This window comes from Dyella sp. PARNA 12/25 (genome assembly GCF_055702865.1).
The window spans coordinates 93520-112853 of the sequence record NZ_JBVQCI010000007.1; the positions used below are offsets into that span (position 1 = coordinate 93520).

Annotated in this window: 12 protein-coding genes and 1 pseudogene; 10 read left to right on the forward strand and 3 right to left on the reverse strand. The window is 59.1% G+C overall.

Features of this window, described 5'->3' with window-relative positions:
- Window positions 1-28: 28 nt before the first annotated feature.
- The 3 genes and pseudogenes from AC0GUR_RS14480 to AC0GUR_RS14490 all read left to right on the forward strand — a co-directional run bounded on the left by AC0GUR_RS14480 (window position 29) and on the right by AC0GUR_RS14490 (window position 6667).
- Entirely contained in the window at window positions 29-439 is a 411-nt protein-coding gene (locus AC0GUR_RS14480) for a hypothetical protein (RefSeq protein WP_472878200.1), read from the forward strand.
- 992 nt (window positions 440-1431) lie between these two features.
- The gene (locus AC0GUR_RS14485; RefSeq protein ID WP_472878201.1) at window positions 1432-4920 is read left to right on the forward strand and encodes an autotransporter family protein; all 3489 of its coding nucleotides are present in this window, start codon (window positions 1432-1434) and stop codon (window positions 4918-4920) included.
- A 585-nt stretch (window positions 4921-5505) separates the two neighbouring features.
- Window positions 5506-6667, forward strand: a pseudogene (locus AC0GUR_RS14490) (IS30 family transposase).
- A 49-nt stretch (window positions 6668-6716) separates the two neighbouring features.
- Here AC0GUR_RS14490 and AC0GUR_RS14495 read toward each other — a convergent pair.
- Window positions 6717-7172 (reverse strand): Dps family protein, encoded by a 456-nt coding sequence (locus tag AC0GUR_RS14495; RefSeq protein WP_472878202.1) that lies wholly within the window; start codon window positions 7170-7172, stop codon window positions 6717-6719.
- 248 nt (window positions 7173-7420) lie between these two features.
- Here AC0GUR_RS14495 and AC0GUR_RS14500 point away from each other — a divergent pair, with 248 nt between their 5' ends.
- Window positions 7421-8302, forward strand: coding sequence for an AraC family transcriptional regulator (locus tag AC0GUR_RS14500; RefSeq protein WP_472878203.1), 882 nt, complete (start codon window positions 7421-7423; stop codon window positions 8300-8302).
- A gap of 70 nt (window positions 8303-8372) precedes the next feature.
- Here AC0GUR_RS14500 and AC0GUR_RS14505 read toward each other — a convergent pair whose 3' ends face one another.
- Window positions 8373-9161 carry an alpha/beta hydrolase gene (locus AC0GUR_RS14505; protein WP_472878204.1) on the reverse strand — a complete coding sequence of 263 codons (789 nt, stop codon included), beginning with the start codon at window positions 9159-9161 and terminating at the stop codon, window positions 8373-8375.
- Window positions 9162-9844: 683 nt separating this feature from the next.
- On the reverse strand, window positions 9845-10495 hold the full coding sequence (locus AC0GUR_RS14510) for a hypothetical protein (RefSeq protein WP_472878205.1): 651 nt from the start codon (window positions 10493-10495) through the stop codon (window positions 9845-9847).
- A gap of 242 nt (window positions 10496-10737) precedes the next feature.
- Between AC0GUR_RS14510 and AC0GUR_RS14515 the strand changes: the two genes are divergently transcribed.
- The 6 genes from AC0GUR_RS14515 (at window position 10738) to AC0GUR_RS14540 (ending at window position 19326) form a co-directional block, all read left to right on the forward strand.
- Window positions 10738-12789 carry an SEL1-like repeat protein gene (locus tag AC0GUR_RS14515; RefSeq protein ID WP_472878206.1) on the forward strand — a complete coding sequence of 684 codons (2052 nt, stop codon included), beginning with the start codon at window positions 10738-10740 and terminating at the stop codon, window positions 12787-12789.
- Window positions 12790-14328: 1539 nt separating this feature from the next.
- A complete protein-coding gene (locus tag AC0GUR_RS14520) occupies window positions 14329-15393 on the forward strand; it encodes a peptidoglycan-binding domain-containing protein (protein WP_472878207.1) in 1065 nt (354 codons plus the stop codon).
- Between the two features lie 54 nt (window positions 15394-15447).
- Window positions 15448-15591, forward strand: a complete 144-nt coding sequence (locus AC0GUR_RS14525; protein WP_472878208.1) for a hypothetical protein — start codon at window positions 15448-15450, stop codon at window positions 15589-15591.
- A 137-nt stretch (window positions 15592-15728) separates the two neighbouring features.
- Window positions 15729-16130, forward strand: a complete 402-nt coding sequence (locus AC0GUR_RS14530) for a hypothetical protein (RefSeq protein WP_472878209.1) — start codon at window positions 15729-15731, stop codon at window positions 16128-16130.
- A gap of 77 nt (window positions 16131-16207) precedes the next feature.
- Entirely contained in the window at window positions 16208-16921 is a 714-nt protein-coding gene (locus tag AC0GUR_RS14535) for an HAD domain-containing protein (protein WP_472878210.1), read from the forward strand.
- 716 nt (window positions 16922-17637) lie between these two features.
- Window positions 17638-19326 carry a DUF6311 domain-containing protein gene (locus tag AC0GUR_RS14540; protein ID WP_472878211.1) on the forward strand — a complete coding sequence of 563 codons (1689 nt, stop codon included), beginning with the start codon at window positions 17638-17640 and terminating at the stop codon, window positions 19324-19326.
- Window positions 19327-19334 lie beyond the last annotated feature (8 nt).

Sequence of the window (19334 nt, forward strand, 5' to 3'; positions counted from 1 at the left end):
ATTGACCCGGTACAAAGGAATGAAATGGATGTCAGTCGAGACGTTTAGATTCCCGAGGCGGCGCCCGATACTGATCTTCTGCTTGGCCGGAATGTTTTTGCTTGGCTTAGCTCTTGGACCAGTCTCGCTTTCGGGCTTCCTGTTCGTAGCGTTTCTTGTGCTCGTCATCGCTGCAATCGGAGCATTCGAATGGCGATATGCGGTGCTGGTGGGGGAAGCGAGCATTGAGGCTGGCTCTTTTTCCCGGTTGCAATACGAGCTATCAAATGCCAAGGCGATCAGTGTTCGGCGGGTTAAAGGCGGGAGGGCCGGCACGGTGGAGTTTCAGAGTGGGGCGAAGCTGGCGTTGGATGGTGGTATCGAACGCTTCGACGAACTCCTGGCACTTATAAGCTCGCGGACGTCGCTACCCGTCACGAAGCCAGGCTGGGATCCGTAGAGTAACGTCTGCTTCCGACTGAAGCAGACATGCAGATATCCGTGGGATATGTGAACAGGAAGGCTCTTTACATCGTTCTGGCGTGCTTCGCGGGCACGGCTATGGCCGACTCGCCCTTGCCGCCGCCAACAAGATCCGTTGTGTGCTCACACTCGGGCGAATTCTGCGCGGCGTTAGACCCAGGTACGCAGGTAACGAGCATCACGCGCCATGGTGAGGCCAATCCGCAGTGGGTAATCCCCGGTTGGCAGCGGTGGCTCATCGTTACGGACGATGGACAGCGCGTCATTGTTGGCTATGGTGGCCTAAATTTAGTTTCGAAAGAGGCGGGGCTTAGCACTCCCGTCCTGCTCTTCTATGGCCCATCAGGTTTGATTAAGTCCGTCACGCTAGGTGACCTTTATCGAAGTACAGCAGAGATGACCGAGACGGTCTCCCACTATGAGTGGGAACAAGCGGTCTATTTGGATTCTTCGGGCCATTTAGTGGTGGAGCGTGTTGACGCCAGCAGGGTGATTTTTGACCCCAATAGTGGGGCGCGCCTTTAGCTGCCGCGAGAAGGACAGGTCATTAGCCAGCCTGATAAATTAGGTCCGCTTCCGACCCGAAGCGGACATTAAGTCTAAGGTACGGCGGTTACTAGCTTCTGCATCAGTGTAGTAATTAAGGCCCGGGTTTCCCCTGACCTCGCACATGACGTGCCCGCGCTTCTTTTGTTCTGGGCCAGGAGCGGCGTTGGCGTCGCATCGCCGGTGCCGATCGGTTCTTCGACGGTCCGATAAGCCGAGAATAATTCAGGAACACGGGGCTTTAGGTAGTTCTACGCAGTCAATTTTAAGTAGGCAACGGAAGCGCTGCGGTCTCTGTCGTGTTTGCATAGGAAGTGCAAGGCTCCGGGTGGAACTGCCACCGCCGCTGTCATCTGGCGCGGATCGCGATGTCCCTCTCGAGCCGGCCCGTTGCAAATTGCGCCCACAGTCCATGGAGGTCCCGTGGCCCAGCGTCCGAGCTCCACGATGTTCCGCCGCCGTCTGGCTGTGGCGATTTCCACCGCCCTCCTGGCCGCCCAGTCTGCAACCGCGCAGATCTATCCGACCTCCGTAATCACGTCGGGTACCAATCTCAACTACGAGCAGTACTACAAGGGAAGCGTAATACCGACAGGAACGATTCAAGGGTCGGTCTCCATCCATCCGGCGCCGCCTTATCCCTCTCAACTCGGTGGCGCTGGTGTCTCGGTGTTTGGAGGAGCAAACGTCACCATCAACCCGAATCTCGGCACGCCGGGCGTGGTCGCCATCACGTCCGATGCCTACGGCGGTTCACCCAACGATGCGCTCTACATCGCCAATGGTAGCGTTACCATTGTCGCCAGCGCGGCGGGCGTGACGCTGACGGGAAATGGCACCTCGACGCAAGGTGTCTATATGCCTGAGTCATCGGGTGGCAATTCCTTGCTGACGGGTTCGAACGTCACCATCACAACGAATGGCACGGGCGCCGATGGCCTACGTCCCTATGGCGCTACCTCCACGATCAACCTGACCGATACGGCCATTACGGTGAATGGCCAGAACAGTTGGGGCCTGCGTTCGTGGGGAGGAAGCAATATCACACTCACCGACTCATCGATACTATCGGTTGGGGCAGCCGGCACGGGAACTGGCGCGGGTGCAGGCGGCGTGCAGGTCTTCAACGGATCTGTTGCCACTCTCAACGGCAATACGACAGTGAGTACCGCCACCGCTGGCAACCTGGGCCTGAATGCGGAATCCGGCGGCACGCTCAACACCAACGCCGATCCGGGCACGCCAGGCACGGTGACCGTGAACACCACGGGGGCCGGCAGTCATGCGGTGCGCATAGGCACAGCCTACGGCAACCTCAATCGCCTCGCGCTCAGTACCACGCAGAACGCCACCTACGGTCTGCTGGTGAATGGCACTTCGACTGTCACCGGCTCTCAGGTGGCGGTCAATACGCAGGGCACGTCCGCTTATGGCATGTGGCTCTCCGGGAGCTCCACGGTGTCCCTCACGGGTGGCTCCGTCACCACGCAGGGTCAGACCGCCTACGGAGTGCTCGCCGGCTCGGGCGCCACACAAGTCAACCTCACCGACTTCAACATCACCACGCACGGCACCCAGGCCTATGGCATCTATGGCTGGACGAACAGCACCACGAACTTCGCAGGCGGCAGCATCACCACGGATCAGGCAAGCACGTACGGTATTTATGCCAACGCAGGTACGGTGAACCTGCTTTCCAGCTCGATCGGTGGCACGACCATCACGACCAGCGGGACGAATGCGTACGCGGTTCGCATCCAGAACGGCGGAAGGTTCAACGCGGACGGCGCCACGATCCACGCGACCGGGGCCAACACTGCCGCTATCGTGTTTGATGCGCCGGCGACGCTTACGGCTTCATCGCTGGTAGGGGCGACGCCGCCCGTGCCATCGATACCAGCCACCACGGCGCTTCTCGACTCCACCGTGGCGCCGCCGCCGCTGGCCATTACCACGCCCATTCCCGCACCGCCGCCGCCTACCGCGCTTGAGGCCGCAAGCTTGACGAGTCTTGCCGCCGGGTCCGCTTCCGACCCGCCGCCCACCGGGGGTTACAACATGGTGCTGGCCAACAGCACGATTACCTCCAGTACCGGAGTGGGGCTCTGGGCGTACGGCGGCATCGCGAACGTTTCGCTTGCCAACTCCACGCTGTCGGGCGGCGGAGGCGCCATCAACGCAACAACCCGCAGCGGGCTGGGTTCGACCCTTTGGCTCGATGCGGATCACTCGGTGATCGACGGGAGGATCTACACCGATAGCAACAGCACCTCGGCAGTGAACCTGTCCAACAGCACCACATGGAACGTGCCCGCGGTGTCCTATGTGACGAACCTTTCCAATACCGACAGCCTTATCGACTTCCCCGTGACGCCGGCGATCACAGCCAACCCCAACACGGAAAACGCGTACGCGTCCATCTGGGTCGCCGGGTCGTATGTCGGCAACAACGGCAGCATTTCGCTCAACACCTATCTGGGCGGCGACAACTCCGCATCCAACCGCCTGGTAATCAACGGCGGCTCGGCCACCGGCCACACGTATCTGCTGATCAACAACAGCGGTGGCCCCGGTGAGATCACGCGCGCCAACGGCATCATGGTCGTGGACGCCAGCTACAACGGCACCACCACCACGGACGCGTTTTCCCTGGGTAACGAAGTGCGCGCGGGCGCCTACAACTACGCGCTATTCCGCGGGGCAACGGACGGCACCGACGACAACAGCTGGTACCTGAGATCCGACTTCGTGGTGCCGCCGGCGCCAGCGCCTTCGCCCGCACCGTCGCCCGAACCGAGCCCGCCTTCACCACCGGCGCCACTACCGCCGGCACCTCCCGCGCCCCCGCCGGAGGAGGGAGAGGAATCGCTACCGCTTGATCCGCCGGAGGAGCCACTGGCGCCCGGCGCGTACCCCATCATCGGTCCGGAGCTGGCCACCTATGGCGTCGTGCAGCCCACGGCGCGGGAGATGGGGCTCACCACCTTGGGCACCATGCACGAGCGCATCGGCGACACGCTCACCCAGGCCAATGCGCAGGGCGATCCGGAAGGCTGGGCCACCTCCGCCTGGGCCCGCGTGCTGGGTCAGGCAGTCAACAGCCACTACCGGTCCTACACTGACCCTCGGACCGACGGGCGGCTCATTGGCGCGCAGGCCGGCTTCGATGTGTGGCAGGGCAGCCTGGCCACCGATCATCGCGACGCCGTGGGCGTGTACCTGGCCTATGCGAATACGCATGCGGACGTCACCGGTCTGGTCACCAACGCTGCGCTTACCGATTACGTGCTCAATCACACCGGCAACCTCAACATGGATGCCGTCTCCGGTGGTGGCTACTGGACCCATGTCGGGCCCGGCGGCTGGTACCTCGATGGCGTGGTGCAGGGCACCCGCTACAACGGCACCGCGCGGACCGAAAACGCATCACTCACCACCCGGGGCGACGGGCTGATCACCTCACTGGAAGGCGGCTATCCGTTCGCGGTCGCGACGCGCGGCAACTTCGTACTGGAGCCGCAGCTGCAAGTGATCTGGCAACACGTGTGGTTCCGTCCGACGGCGGATGCGTTCAGCACCGTGTCGCTGGGCTCCTCGTCCGGAGTCACCGGCCGTTTGGGCCTTCGTGCGCAGTGGACGATGGTGTCGGACAAGGGGCTCGTCTGGCAGCCCTATGCGCGCGTCAATGTCTGGCGGGAGATGGGGGGCGGATCGACCGCGACGTATTCGGGACTGGACCGAGTGCCGCTGGCGATGCAGATGACGTGGATGGATGTGGCGGGTGGCTTGACCGCGAAGCTGGCTGGCGGTTTCAGCGCCTACGTCCAGCTCGGTTACCACTTCGGTGTGAGCGGTGGCAGGACAGACCAGCACGGTATCGCTGGTGATGCGGGTGTTCGGTACCGATGGTGACCTAACGCCGAACGACTATGTATATGGCAGTCCCGTGTCCACAGTGAACCACCCGAGCCATTGGGGATGACACACATTCGTTCTGACTCAAGGTGGACGGTTCATGGTGAAGGGAAAAATGGAGCTGAAGTCTGAAGTCTGAAGTCTGAAGTTTGGGATCGAGTTATGGAGTTCGCGTCAATGCTCGCGAACGAGGACAAGACCGAATAATTATGGGTCAGCTACAACGCACTCAAGGCCTACTGCGAAGAACAGTGTCTGGGTGGCTACAACCCCTCATTTCTATGGGAGAGCCTCGCGGACTTTGCTCCCGATGATCGAGTTGCCGTTCCGCTATGTCTGAAAGCGCTGGATGCCGCTAAGGGAAGATGGTGGGCGAGAGTATCGTGTCCATCTGCTTAGCTTTGGCCGAGCTTTACAAGGACCAAGGACAGCGTCGAAAGCATGGAGCGCGACGCAAAGGACTAGTGGGCGTCGCCGCACGGCGCATTTCTGCATTAGGCTGCGGAACGTCCGCTTCCGACGGTGGCCTCAACCGGTCGATGCAACACACTAACGACTGCGCAAGCAGCAGGAGTGTTGCAGATGAGGCACCGGACCCGAATCTATTACACCGAAGAGCAGAAGTCCCAGATGTGGGATCGTTGGCAACGAGGTGAGTCGCTGCATGAGATCGCACGACTGTTTGATCGACATCACTCGTCGGTTCGCGAGATTCTCGCGGCTTCTGGCGGTATTCGTCCACCGTTGCGTCGACGCTCGCCCCGTGCGCTTACGCTGGCCGAGCGTGAGGCTATTTCACGCGGACTGGTCGCCGGGCATGGCTCGCGTGCTATCGCCATGTCGCTGCGGCGTGCGCCATCGACCATTAGTCGAGAGATTGCCCGCAACGGCGGCCCGCTGGCGTATCGTGCCAGTGAGGCGGACGCGGCGACCTGGGCAAGGGCACGACGCCCCAAGCCCTGTAAGCTGGCCACGCATCGGGTTTTGGCGCGATGGGTCGCGGCCAAACTCCAGCACCATTGGGCGCCGCAGCAGATTGCTGGATGGTTGAAGCACTGTTACCCCGACGATACGAGTTGTCAGGTGTCACACGAGACGATCTATCGCACGCTCTACATTCAGTCCCGGGGAGCCCTTAAAAAAAGAGCTCCTCGCGCATCTACGACGCTCACGCGCGATGCGTCGGTCACGCCATCACACACAAAAGACTGACGACCACGGAAGGATCACCGACACCGTGTCTATCAGCGAGCGACCGGCGAGTGTCGAGGATCGTGCGGTGCCCGGTCATTGGGAAGGCGACTTGCTCTTTGGCAACAAGAACAGTCAGATAGCCACCCTGGTCGAACGCAAGACGCGCTACGTGATGCTGGTCAAAGTCGACCGACGTGACACCGAGACAGTGATCAATGCGCTGATCAAGCACGCGCATAAGCTGCCTCGGGAGCTTTATAGATCGCTAACGTGGGATCGGGGATCAGAGATGGCGGACCACCATCGGTTTACCTTGGCTACCGACATCCAGGTCTACTTTTGTGACCCGTACCATCCCTGGCAGCGCGGCTCTAACGAGAACACCAACGGCCTGCTGCGGCAGTACTTTCCCAAGGGCATGGATGTGTCGGGCGTCACTCAAGCTAAGCTCAATGCGGTCGCCAGAGAATTGAACGAACGACCGCGAGAAACGTTAGGCTTCGAAACGCCAGCCGAACGTTTTCAACAAGCTGTTGCATCGACCGGTTGAGGCCGCCACCCGAAGCGGACACTCCCAATAAGTTGGCGTCGCGGCAACTTCATGAAGCCACAGGGCGGGAGGATTCGCGCAGATGCCACACGCGCGACTCGGCCTCGTCGATCGATGCGCAGAGCAGAGCCGCCGTCGCTACGTCGCCATACTCTTCGCACAAGCCGTGCGCTTCACGCATATAGCAAAGCACTTGCAGGTTGTCGTTACAGAGGATGTCGAACATCTGTGGCGCCGTCAGTTTGCCCTCTCGTAGTTTCGTGATGCGATGACTACGGGCGACATCTTCCAGAGAAAGGATGGTGCAGGCCCCGAGTTTGCGTATCCGATCGCCAAGCAAACCAACGATCTTGAAGATGTCCGTGGCATGCGCGTCGAGCATCACGTGGTGCTCATGGAAGTTCGGTCCGGGCACTTCCCAGCCGAAGCCCTTGGTCTTCATGAATAGAGCAACGTAGTCCGCCAGGAGCGCGTTCAAGGCTTCCGCCAGCTCTCGCGTGGCCACGGGCCCGAACTCCGGGTGGACGTGGCCGGATGCGCCCGGTGGCTCCACAGATCGACCTGAGGTCACGAGTTGCCCCGCCTGCCTGGTGTGAGCCCAGCTTCCATCAGCGGCCCTGCTCCGTATGGCAGGTTTCGGACGGCCTTGGACGGTTTGTGCCATGCCTCGGTGGGATTGACCGTTGTATGGAGCGATCTATCATTGTTCGGGTAGTCGAGACAGCCGGTCCCACCCCACCTGACGGAGGGCCTATGCAGGAGTTTCGCTTGCCCGACGCGCCTGGGCTGGTACTTCGATCGTTTCAACGGTCGGCAATGACGTTTACCGAGGTCATGGATTCAACGGGCCGCGAGCTAACGGCCCCCGTTCCCTGCGCGGATGCCTTTCTCATCCAGCTCAGGATGATCGACTGCCCTCGCGTGGAGTACTTCGCCGATGGCCGACATGTCGATGGTGTCGACACCAGCGCTGGACTGATCCAAATCCACGATCTTCGACGAAGTGCGGTTGCCGTGATACGCGACCCGTTCCATATCCTGCATATCCGCCTTCCACTCGATGCCATCAGCGCTGCCGCAGAGGAAATGCGAGCGCCTCGCATCGATGCGCTGCAGCTCAAGCCAAGCCAAAGCCTTCGCGATACCGTGCTGCGCAACTTGATGCTCGCACTTCAGCCGATGGTGTTGCGACCCGCAGAGGCCAACTCGCTCATGGTCAGCTACATGGCACTGGCCATCACTGCTCACATCGCACAGCGTTATGGCGGCGCGTTTGATCGGTCTGCGCTCAGGCCTGGCGGCTTGGCGGGGTGGCAGGTGCGCAGGGCGCTAGAGCTCCTTGATGCATCCCTTGCCGGCGACATTTCCATGAGTAACCTGGCCATGGAATGTGGTTTGTCGGTACGGCATTTTGCCCGTGCGTTTCATCAGTCGGTCGGCATGCCTCCACACCGATATCTCCTGAAACGAAGGATCGAATCGGCCTGTCATCTGCTGGCACGGCGTGGCATGTCACTGCCTGACATTGCGCTGGCGTGTGGCTTCGCTGACCAGAGCCACTTTACGCGGGTCTTTCGCGCGCATGTCGGGGTTCCTCCTGGCACGTGGCGACGAGTTCACGTCGGCGACAAGTAGGGTCTTCCTGTGATGCTCTCTCGTAAAAAGGCCCCGCGCGGCGGGGCCTTTCGTTGCAGGATGGTGGCCCTTACTGCTTGGCTACGCTGGATTGCATGGCCACCTTTTTCGCGGCTTCCTCGATGATCGCGGCGACCGCCTTCGGGTTCGACACATAGATAGCGTGGCTACCCGGTACCTCCGTCACCGTCGCATTCGCACGCTTGGCCATGTTGCGTTGTGCGCCGACCGGGATCATATGGTCGTCCTTCACCACGAGATACCAACTGGGCTTGCTCTTCCACGCGGCTTGCGTGATGGTGCCCGACAGCGCGTTCACGCCCCATGGCACCTGCGAATTAGCCATGAAATTCGCCTTCCTCGGCGGCAGGTCGCCGGCGAAAGAGGCGGCGAACTTGCCGCTGTCCAGCATCAGGAAGCCGTCCTTGGGAGGGAGAATCGGTGGTTGAGGTGCATCCGGGGGAGCGCTCTTGATGATGGTCTCCACGGATTCGCCCGTATCCGGCGCGAAGGCGGTGATATAGACCAGTGCCTTCACGTTCGGCGCATTGCCCGATTCGGTTATCACCGCGCCGCCGTAGGAGTGACCGACGAGCACCACGGGGCCATCCTTCTGCTCAAGTATGCGCTTGGTGAAGGCGACATCATCAGCCAGTGACGTGGTCGGGTTCTGCACGATGGATACGTCGTAACCGTCCTGCTTCAGGAGGTTGTAAACACCCTCCCAACCCGATCCATCCACGAAGCCGCCGTGCACCAGCACGATTGAAGGTTTGGTGTCGGCTGCGAATGCCGACGTGCCGCCGGTGAGCATCGCGCCGCCGACAACGGCGGCCATCACGTACTTGCTGAAATTCATGGGTGAGGCTCCTGCAGCGCGACAGAGTGCGTACGGCCAACGGCGCCACAGCGCTGTTCGTACGTGGCCCTTGAGAGGAGACCCTGGTTCTCCCTTGGCATGGCGCGCGGTGATCGTCGTCAGGGCGTTGGCTGCCTTTGGCGGACACCGCAGCGCCATGGTTATCCTGGCTGCCGAACGGGTCTTGCCTGATAGCGCCGGCTTTTTTGTTCAATCCGGACATGAGTGACCGCGGCTTTGGCCGCTCGCGCTACCTTGGGGTAGACGGTCCATTTCCCGAGTGATGCTCCAGAAGCGAGGAGCGATTCGATCATTACTCGTTTGACGCGTTAGCCGAATGGTTAAGATAAGGTCCGCTTCCGACCCAAAGCTGACATAAGCGAAGCCCGCATAGGACAGCCCGTGACGGCCACGAGGCAGGGTGATTAGGCACAGTTATCAAGGCTAAGTCAGGCGGGCGACACCAAGGACGTGTCACGAGCATCGGCTTGAGCAGTGCCAGGTAAATCAACACCAAAGTGAGTTCGCCCCGGGTCCATCATCTTGCTGAGCCCGGGGCGAGAGCAAATCTTCGAGTGGAAGCTACCGAGGAGCCTAGGGTTTCAAAACAATCACTAAGGAAGCTTTGTACGGCGAGTGTCCGTCAGATCGGTACAATCATTCATCGGCGCTATCACTGGCGATTAATGGTGCAACACCGAACAGTGAATTAGGAAATCCGGAGACTCGCGATACCCGAGGGCTTTGAGAAGAACGTAATAGGCGTCTTCATGGTCTGCGTAATGCGCCTCAATGATATGGGCTGCGGCAGCAATGCGTGCAGACATCAGGTTGTTGTAACGCTGTTGGCGGATGTAATCATCGGTCAGGCTTACTGTTTCATTTTCATCGACAGTTTTGGCTGCACTGTAGAGTCCGTCGACCACTACCGGGGGTTGCCGCATAACGATCGATACCAACTCGCGTTCGTCAATCGCACCAATGCGTTGAGCAAAGGGTTGCGCGGCATGGCTACGCTGTACGCTCTCGCGAGCTTGTAGCGAATCTATTGCGGCACGCTGCAGGTTTTGTTGATCCTCGGGCGAGAACTGCTTCTGCAGAAACTTTGAGGGATTCTCCGCCAGCCGACACATCTCATCGTTGGTCATGCTGTGGATCACGTCGCCTGTCGTCTGAGAGTGCGCCTGAGGTGCATGGAGCGAGATCCATGCACAGAGCATCGTTGCCGCAATTGCAGCAGTCTTCTTCATCACCATGATTCCCCTGTTTCTCCGTAATTTGTACTTGCTGGCCGTGACCAGCTGCTCATCATAGCCGGAGGACAGGCGGTTCAAAATTACCTTGCGCTCATTGCGTAGCGACTCAAGATTGGGCGAGGTTTGCCGATACAGAGTCGTTGGTGGCGCGCCCCTTATGTCACAAAGTGGACCCATACAACTCCGCACTATCGCCCTGTCCATTGCCGCCATTGCTGCCACGAGCGGGTGCCCATTTTGGCGATTTGATGCGGGACGATCTATCTGAGCCTATTGAGGTCCTGTTCCGCAAAGATCGTGCGCGATGGGCCGGAACGTGCATGGTCGTCATGGACGCACAATTTGCCGGAGAGAGGTGCCTGCGTCGTTGCAGGGCAACTCAAGTTTCTTCGAAAGCTGCCGACCTCAGAGGCGAACGGGCTAACCAGGCCCTGATTCGTGACCTGACGAAAAGGAAGCAGACAGTGCTGTCAAAATGGACAACACCGATCGTCGCCGGAGTGATAGCCCTCGGAATGGCTAACGCCCGTGCAAATGACGCCGCCGATAGCGCCCCGCAGCATTTGAGCGGAGAGGCATGGATAACGGCGGCAAAGTGCCGTAAGGATCGCGATACGGTCTGCGCAAAAGCGTCTTGCGATGCGCTCGCTTCCCAGAAGAAGTGGATTCAAGAGTACTGCCTCGCGGTGATGGTGGACGACGGCAAGAATCTGGATAAGAAACTGAACTCTTCGCTCGATTTGTTTAAAGCGGATGAGGGAGACAAGATTCAGTGGTCTCCCAAAGTGTTGGCAGCGGAGAAGATGAAGGGAAAGGAGCGGAACGACGCACTCATTACCGCACTCAATGAACAGGTCGCTGCCTACTTTGGTGCCCTGGATTTCCAGGAAAAATACAACGATGCCGTCGCGAGGATCGAGGAGCTAAAAGGGCGGGCGGAGCGCGGCGACGTTTCGGCTCAAAGCGAGCTTGGCATGGCTTATGCCAAGGGTGAGCTTGGAGCAAAGAAAGATTCTGCGATGGCGTTTCTGTGGATGAGTCGCGCAGCGACTCAGGGAAGCGTGCCCGCGCAGCTGTTCGTAGCTACCGCCTATCAGGATGGACAAGGTACACCCAAAGAACCTGCCCAAGCCAAGCTTTGGTATTCCAAAGCTGCCGATCAGGGGAATGCCACCGCTCAATACGCGCTGGCGAAAATATTAATCAATGAGAGCGGCGATCAATCAGTGCCGGCTAAGGCTATCTTTTTGACCAAGTCGGCGGCCGAGAGTGGGCAGAATCAGGCCCAGACGCTTTACGGATTGCTGTACGAGGCCGGGCAAGGTGTTCCGAAGGACTATCAAAAGGCCAGATATTGGTATGAGCAAGGTGCAGCCGGCGGAATTGCGCTGGCTATGTACCAGATGGGGCAGCTGGCCTATAACGGGTATGGCATGCCAAAAGATCTTCGCGTTGCAGTTGAGTGGTATCAGCGAGCAAGCAATCTGAACCAGGTGGACGCTCAGTACGCGTTGGGCTGGTTGCTGGTCGAAGGCGACGGCGACGGCGACGGCGTGCCAAAGGATGCCAAACGCGGGTTGGTGTTGCTTCTCGCGGCGGCAGACCAAGGTTCTGTCAAAGCTATGGAGGAGCTCGGCTACGTGTATGGCGAGGGCGTCGGCGTAAGCAAAGACCGTGACAAAGCCGTCTTCTATAGTTCCAAAGCGGCTGATGCCGGTTCGGCCCTAGGTATGTTTTCCATGGGCATGCTGATGCAAAGCGCAGAGCCGAAGAAATCCAAGGAGGCGGTGGCTTGGTTTAGAAAGTCCGCGGAACTTGGCTATGCCGAGGCACAGAACAGCCTGTCGGTGGCGTATTGGAAAGGTGAGGGCGTTGAGGCCAATGGTGGCGACGCGGTCTATTGGGCTGCAAAGGCAGCTCAAAATGGTAATGCCTACGCTATCGGCAATCTGCCAAAAATGCTTCCCGAACGGCGCGCCAGTGTCGTTTCCGGGGCGAAGGCAAATCTCATGTCAAGCGCGTCAAGCAGCTCCAAAATATTGGCGGCGCTATCACAAGGATCTCGCGTTTATCCGTTGAGCAATGATGAATCCGGTTGGACCATGGTCTACGCGGACCCTGGTCACAAGCTTGGTTACGTGGCATCGAAGCAGTTGGCAAATGCGTCACCGGCCGCGGCCAGCGAGGCGCGGTCGCAGAGCCCTTGGCCAGCTCGGCCTGCGTCGAGGCCGGGATACGTTACGTGCAATACGCTCTGCAACAACGGCAGCTGCTATCGCACCTACTCGGACGGCAAGCAGATTCACTTCCAGGCAAAGCGAAAGATCGATCCATTTTCAGGCGAATTCGTCTGGGATTCGGGTGGGTGCTGAATGTTGCGAATGCCCGCGGATGATTGATGCCAACCGATAAGCCCGGTCAGAATCTCCCGGGCGCGGGCCCAGTCCGAATTCTTAGTACGCCATGGATGGGGGGCGTTTCAGTGCACTTGATCAACGGTGCGCGAGGTGTCCGCCTTCTTCCCATGTGGATGTTGCAGGCGCATGCCCGAGTGGGCACGTCATCTGGTAGTCGAGGTGACCTCGGGGAACGCAGCTCGGAACAGTGGATGCCGAGCAGTTGGCAATCATCACATTCGCTTGCGACCCAAGGAGCGTGCTCATCCGTGAACCTTCGCTATGACATCGAACCAGTGAAGTGCGACCCGCCCGAAACTACCAAGCGCGGCGCCGACACAGACAATGGCGCTAACCATTGAACGCCGTTACGCGCGGCGATCGGTTGCGGAAAATGACACGAATGAACTCCGACGCCATGGATCTATTTGGCCTTGTACTCTCGAGTTGAGGACCGCTTCCGACCTCGAGCGGTAGCTGGCCAAGATGCGTCGGGGTAGCGATCGGGGACCGAATGTCGTTCGTACTTCGTGCAGCCCTGGCCCTGAGCTGGATCTTCGCTTTGATCATGTTGCGGTTTACAGAGATCAGGTATGAGTCCGAAATTGAGCAGTCCGAGTACGTATGTGCGAACAGGCTCTTTCGTTCGACTGGAAACCAGATCTTTTTCGGCTCCGATGCAGGTCGGGTGTGGACGCTCGGAGCAATCAACTAGAGGATAGTGGCGTGCCACATAGCGTAGGAAACGCGCAGTCACAGCGATTGATGGAAAGCCTCTGCAGGCTGGTAGACGGAAACCATGCGCGCGCGAGCGAGATTCAAGCAACTGGCTGTCGCCAGGAGAGCCTTTCGCTTGACGCGTGGGTAACCTGGCAATTTGGGCATGACACGAACTCCCGCAGTGAGTACGGCAAATGTGCCGCGGCCAGTCACTTCGGTTTTGATGGGGTTGGGTTTGAGGCGCACCTAAAGGCGCTAACGTCCGACGCAGCCAATAATCGAAATATTCGCGCCGCATTTACGCAATCGATTCAGGCTGGTGGCGCCAGCTCGCTTCAACATTCAAGCCACGAGCACGTGGTCTGGAATTACAACGCCGCATCTGTACATCGCGACTGCACAAGCTGCAGCGGCCACGGAACGGTGGTCTGCGGCGGCTGCCGTGGTGCCAGAAAGCTCATGTGCTATCACTGCCATTCGACAGGCCATCAGATGGTGAGCCGCCAAAGGACGCGGTGGAACGGTAGCTATCATGATTTTGAAACTTTCCAGGTGCGCCAGCCGTGCCATAACTGCTCTGCTACCGGGTACACGACGTGCCATTCCTGCAACGGCTCCGGGCGCCAGCGCTGCGGAAACTGCTCGGGCCATGGGTGTTTCACCGACATTGTAGAAACGCGGGCACTTGCTCGGCCTCGTTGGTGGGTGCGTGCGGATGGCGGGCTATCGCATGCGCTTGTTCAGGAGTTCGTGGCGAAACGGGGAGCCAGCCGAGCGTTGGACTTTGTGCCGTCGATGACGTTGCTGGAAACGGCCTACGATAATGACGACCGTTGGGTGGCCCGCTATCGCGGGCACGCAGATGTCATTGAGCAGGACGTTAATCTGCGCGGTCAGTCGTGGATGGTGCCGGCGGTGGGGCCGAAGCCGACGCCCATGTGTTGCCCCCCCATCTTCGATTACCTGCTTTCTGCCGAAATCGCTCACGCGCACGGTCGTCCATGGAAGGGGAACAAATTAGTTGTCGGAGCACGTGAGGCCCGCCAGCTCTTTCACGCCTACCGAAGCCTCCCGGCGCTTGATCTGGCAACGCAGAAGGTAGCAGCCTCCACCAGAACTGCGAGAGACGTCGCCGCCAACGCCGTCAGCGAAGCCATGCAGGGTTTTATTTCCAATGGCGCGGCCACTCAACTGGGGGCGGTAATCAGGGCTAGCCTCGACCAAGTGTCTCCGCCGTATTCGATGATGGCATGGACGCTCGTTACGGCCTCTCCAGTCTTCTGGGTAATGCTCATGACCGCCACGGGCGTGCCACATGCACGAGATTGGTGGGATGGCCTATTAGGGTTTGCGGGAACTTTGGCAGCCGGCTGTATCGGGTTGCTGCTGGTCTCCCCTGGTGCTTGGTTGCTGAGTACCGTGATCAGCGCATTGCGGCGCCTACGCGTACCCAAGGCGTACCGCCAGAAAGGCCGCAACTGGGAGCCACTGGGCCCAGCGATGGGCTTCGTCCTCTTAGCCGCCGTGCCCGGCCTGCTGTACGGACTCTCAGCCAAATACCTGGGCATGCCGCCGGCAGACTCCATCGCGAATATCGTGGCTTCGCGGGTGCCTGGTCACATCGTATCTTCGCCGGCAGCCGCCTCTACGGCGACGCTTCAGCCTGAAGAGCCAGCGAAGATTTATCGCAGCATCCAGCATTACCTCAATGGACATGGTTACCCGGTTGGACCCGAAGATGGCCAGTTTGGGGTTCGTACCGATGCCCAAATCAAGCGCTACTTGCGCGACCACCACAAGAGCGACGCGGCGCCAGTGGACCTAAGTGCGGTCTTGGAGGACATGCGCCACCGGCCGTGAGCCTTCCCGGTTACAGTTCTGCCTGGTGAAAGCGCCATGCCTACAGGCTGGGGCATGGCGTTGGATGTTTCAACGAAGGCTACTGCGGCTTTTGTCTTTGAAGGCTTCCTCGATGCGGGCGGCGATCGCGTTGTCGCCACAACCAAGGCCGATGGCGCGAAGGCCACGCTTCAGGTCGAACACGCGGTGACCGAGTGAATTGCTCAGGAACGGGTCGTCTAACCTGTCCGCTTCCGACCCGAAGCGAACGTCGTCGTCTCAAGCGGTGCGCGCGTCTTTCGGCAAACTAGCGGTATGAATTAGTTTGCCTGACCGTCACGCTAGAGTTTCGGACCATGGACGAGAAAGAGCTGGTTTTGCTTCCATCGGCCTATAGAGCGGCCCTCCAAAGCACTCAATGGTTCCAACGCGCAGACTGGGCCCACGTGGAGGTAAGGGGGGCTATGCCCGTTCCAGAGTTGTGGGAGGCCGACGGGAAAATTTTTAGCGTTAGCGTAGGTCGTACGGACCTGTATCCGTCCTATTTGTTCGACGTGGAAACTGGCCTCCCCCTTGAGGGTCTAGACAAGGTGATTGGGGCATTCGGGGCCGCAGCCGCCGGCTGGCGCCTGGCCATCTGGTTTGCTTCAGCTAATAGCTATCTGGGAGGAAAGCGCCCGCAAGATGAACTGGCCGGTGACCTTTCAGAAGTCATTGCCGCGGCGTTGATTGAGAACCGACCTATAGAGCATGGTTAGGCGTTTTCGAGACCTATGATTCTCCAAATAAGCGGCGACGCACGAGTGCTCCGGTGAAACCGAGGTGATATATGCCGATGGCAACCAGTGAGAACAAGTCATGGCTAGATGTCGATCCTGATCTTTTGACACGGATCATTCCGATAGTTGACGGAATGGTGTCGCTTAAGGATTTGAAGTCGGCTGCTGAAAAAGAGGTTCCTCAGCTGAGGGAGGCGGTCCGCACTTTGATGCGGGGGGGTACCGTCACGGAAGCGGGGCTTCCCGTCAGGGATTGGAACAGGTTCCTCGAGACACTGCGCGAAGAGCGCAGGCACTGTTATCTCATGCTCGATTTCGATGGCGTGCTTCATCCTCTTGAAAGTGAAGCAGGTTCCTACTTCATCCATTTACAGGCACTTGAAGAGGTCCTGCGGGACTATCCTCGCGTGGACGTCGTCGTTGTTTCATCGTGGCGACACACGAGGTCACTCAGCGAATTGCGGGCTTTATTCAGTTCGGACTTGCGTACGCGAATCGTAGGCGTGACCCCGGATATCGCCCAGGCTGCTGGCGAGACGGATCATGGGACGAGACAGAGAGAAATTGTGGAATGGCTTGAGGTCCATGGGACAACTGGCGTGCCTTGGATCGCCCTAGATGACGCAGCACATCTATATCAGGATGGGGCGCCAGTGTTGGTGACACCTAACGGCTTCGGTCCGGCTGAGGTCGCCGCATTACGGGCTGTTTTGGATGATCCGAGGGCATTCGCCTTGCGTTGCGCGGGAGCGGCACCGATAGCATTCTGAGTCGTCGCGAAGCGTAACATTGGCAAGTGGTCAACTGCCTTCAAGACTTGGAGGAGTTCGGTTCACTGCCAGGTGCATAGCCAGCTCGCTTTGGCACGCATAGCTGATCACAGGTCCCTATCGAGGGTTGAGACGCAACGTCCTGCTCGTCGCTGTACGATCGACAGGTGAGTTCGACCCCGGATACTCAATGGAACGGCGTTGTGCCAACTATTCTCAACGCGCGAGACGTGAGGAGATCTTTGGAGGAACTTTTGAACTAATTTCGCAGCAATGCGGCTGGCTGGATGATGCGTAACCCTTTGAAATCTCTATAATGGATTTGGGCTATCTTTTGTCATTGACCAAGCCGTTGGCGATTGGGAATAGTTAGTCCAAGGACCTCGCTGGGTTGAGGTTCTACCGTGTTGGGGCATTGGCTCGCCATCTCGCTACCTGGCGAGCACCCGCTCGGCTGCGCGCATCTGGAAGGTCTCAGTCGATCGCACGGTGGTCCCAGGTCGGGCGCGCAACGAGTGCCTAGGCAACGTGAGGCGAGCATCGGCTGGAATGTCGAAGGCGACTTGAAGAGCTAGCACTTGAAGGGGGCCGGCTTATCCCAATCCTCGCCTCAATGACAGAAGGCGTTGGGGGATTTAGCGCGGGCGACGTCCTCTCCCCCAAGCTTGAGTCTCGAGTTTAGGCCGCTACACTGATCTCACAAGATTCAGGAGAGGATGCCATTGGGTCCGTCTAACATCTCTCGGGGGCGCCAAGGGCAATCCCACCTCATAGCATGGGTGCTCGTCGCCATTCTGTCTGCGGTATGGGGTCGCTATGTCCTTGGTCCGGCCCCACTCGATATCCATAACACTCATTGGCTCTGGGGTGACTTGGCTGATTTCTATATCGCCTGGGCTCAATTTTTAGCCGATCCTCACACGCATTGGCTTTCGACAGACCGGATGAGCTATCCGCTGCCGATGAGCATTTCCCTGTTCGATCCCTTGCCGATCTTGCTGCTGCTGTCGAAGCCCATTGCCGGCCTGTTGCCGGGCAGTACGCAGTTCATGGGTTATTACTTCCTCGCCTGTTTGATGCTCCAAGGCCTATTCGGCTATTTGGCCACTGACCAAGCTTTGCGCTTGGCCGGTGCAGAGGAATCCAGATGGCGCACGTATAGCAGCGCGATGGGTGGCCTGCTCATTGCCACGATGCCCTTCACCTTCTTCAGGTTCCCTTACCACGTTTCAATGTCGTCCCAATGGGTATTGGTCCTTTCGATCTGGATCGCCCTGCGGACCTTGGAAGCGGCGCCCAGACGTTGGATTGCCACAAATTGCGCCGTGATGTTCTTGGCAACAGGCATCACGGTGTACTTGGCCTTCATGGTGGCACTCAGTAACGCGCTGATCGTGGCGGTCCAGTGGCGTCGGATCGGATGGCTCGATGCTGCCGTACGCATCTGCAGCCTGGGTATGACTGCTGCCCTTGGCCTGTATATATTTGGATTTTTTGGGGGCGCGGGGGTGGCAGGCGACGGCTATGGCCTGTTCTCGATGAACGCATTGGGTCCGATCAGTTCCGGCGGCCAAGGGCGACTCAACCCGTTGAAGATCGCCGACCCGACCGCGTACCAATACCTGGAGGGGTTTGATTATCTCGGCCTGGGAGTGATCCTTCTTGCGTCGATCGGTATAGCGGCGTGCCTGGGCAAGAAGGGCTCAGGGTCAAAGTTTCCCTACCTGGGGGCAGTACTCGTCATTGCCGTTTCATACTTGCTCGCGCTGTCGACCACGCCAACGCTTGGCCACCTGCGCTTCCACCTTCCCGTTCCTGACGCTGTCGACGGCATCTTGAGCCGGTTCAGAGCTAGTGGTCGGCTGTTCTGGATCGGCGGGTTCTGGATGGTCGTACTGGGAATGGCGGCGATAGCGAACCGTTTTGGTATCCGCCGTAGCGCCGTACTTCTTTCGGCGCTACTGGCCGTTCAAATCGTTGATATCCAGCCCATCGCGTTCAACACGAAGATGTCCATTGCCAGTGGACAAACCCAGGTTCTGAGCGGTGTGCCCGCTGGGGATTACACAGCGATTCTGGCGTTTCCCGGATGGCAGTGTGATCACGACAGCACGCCACTGGGGATTCGCAACTACGAGTCCATCGGCTTCTTTGCGGTACAGCACAACCTGCCCACGAATAACTTTTACGCCGCACGAAACCCGCCGGAACAAATTGCCTACCACTGCGACTACAGCCGAATTGCTGAGCGGCTCCTGCCGGGCGGAATCTATCTGTTCTCAGATAGGGTCTATAAAGATGTGGAGCAGTCCATGGCCAACGGCTACGCATGCAGTCGTAATACCGGAGGCGATGGATCGTGGCTTTGCATACCCCGCAAGAATTCGAACCTGGCTGGCTCTTGAGCACCAGG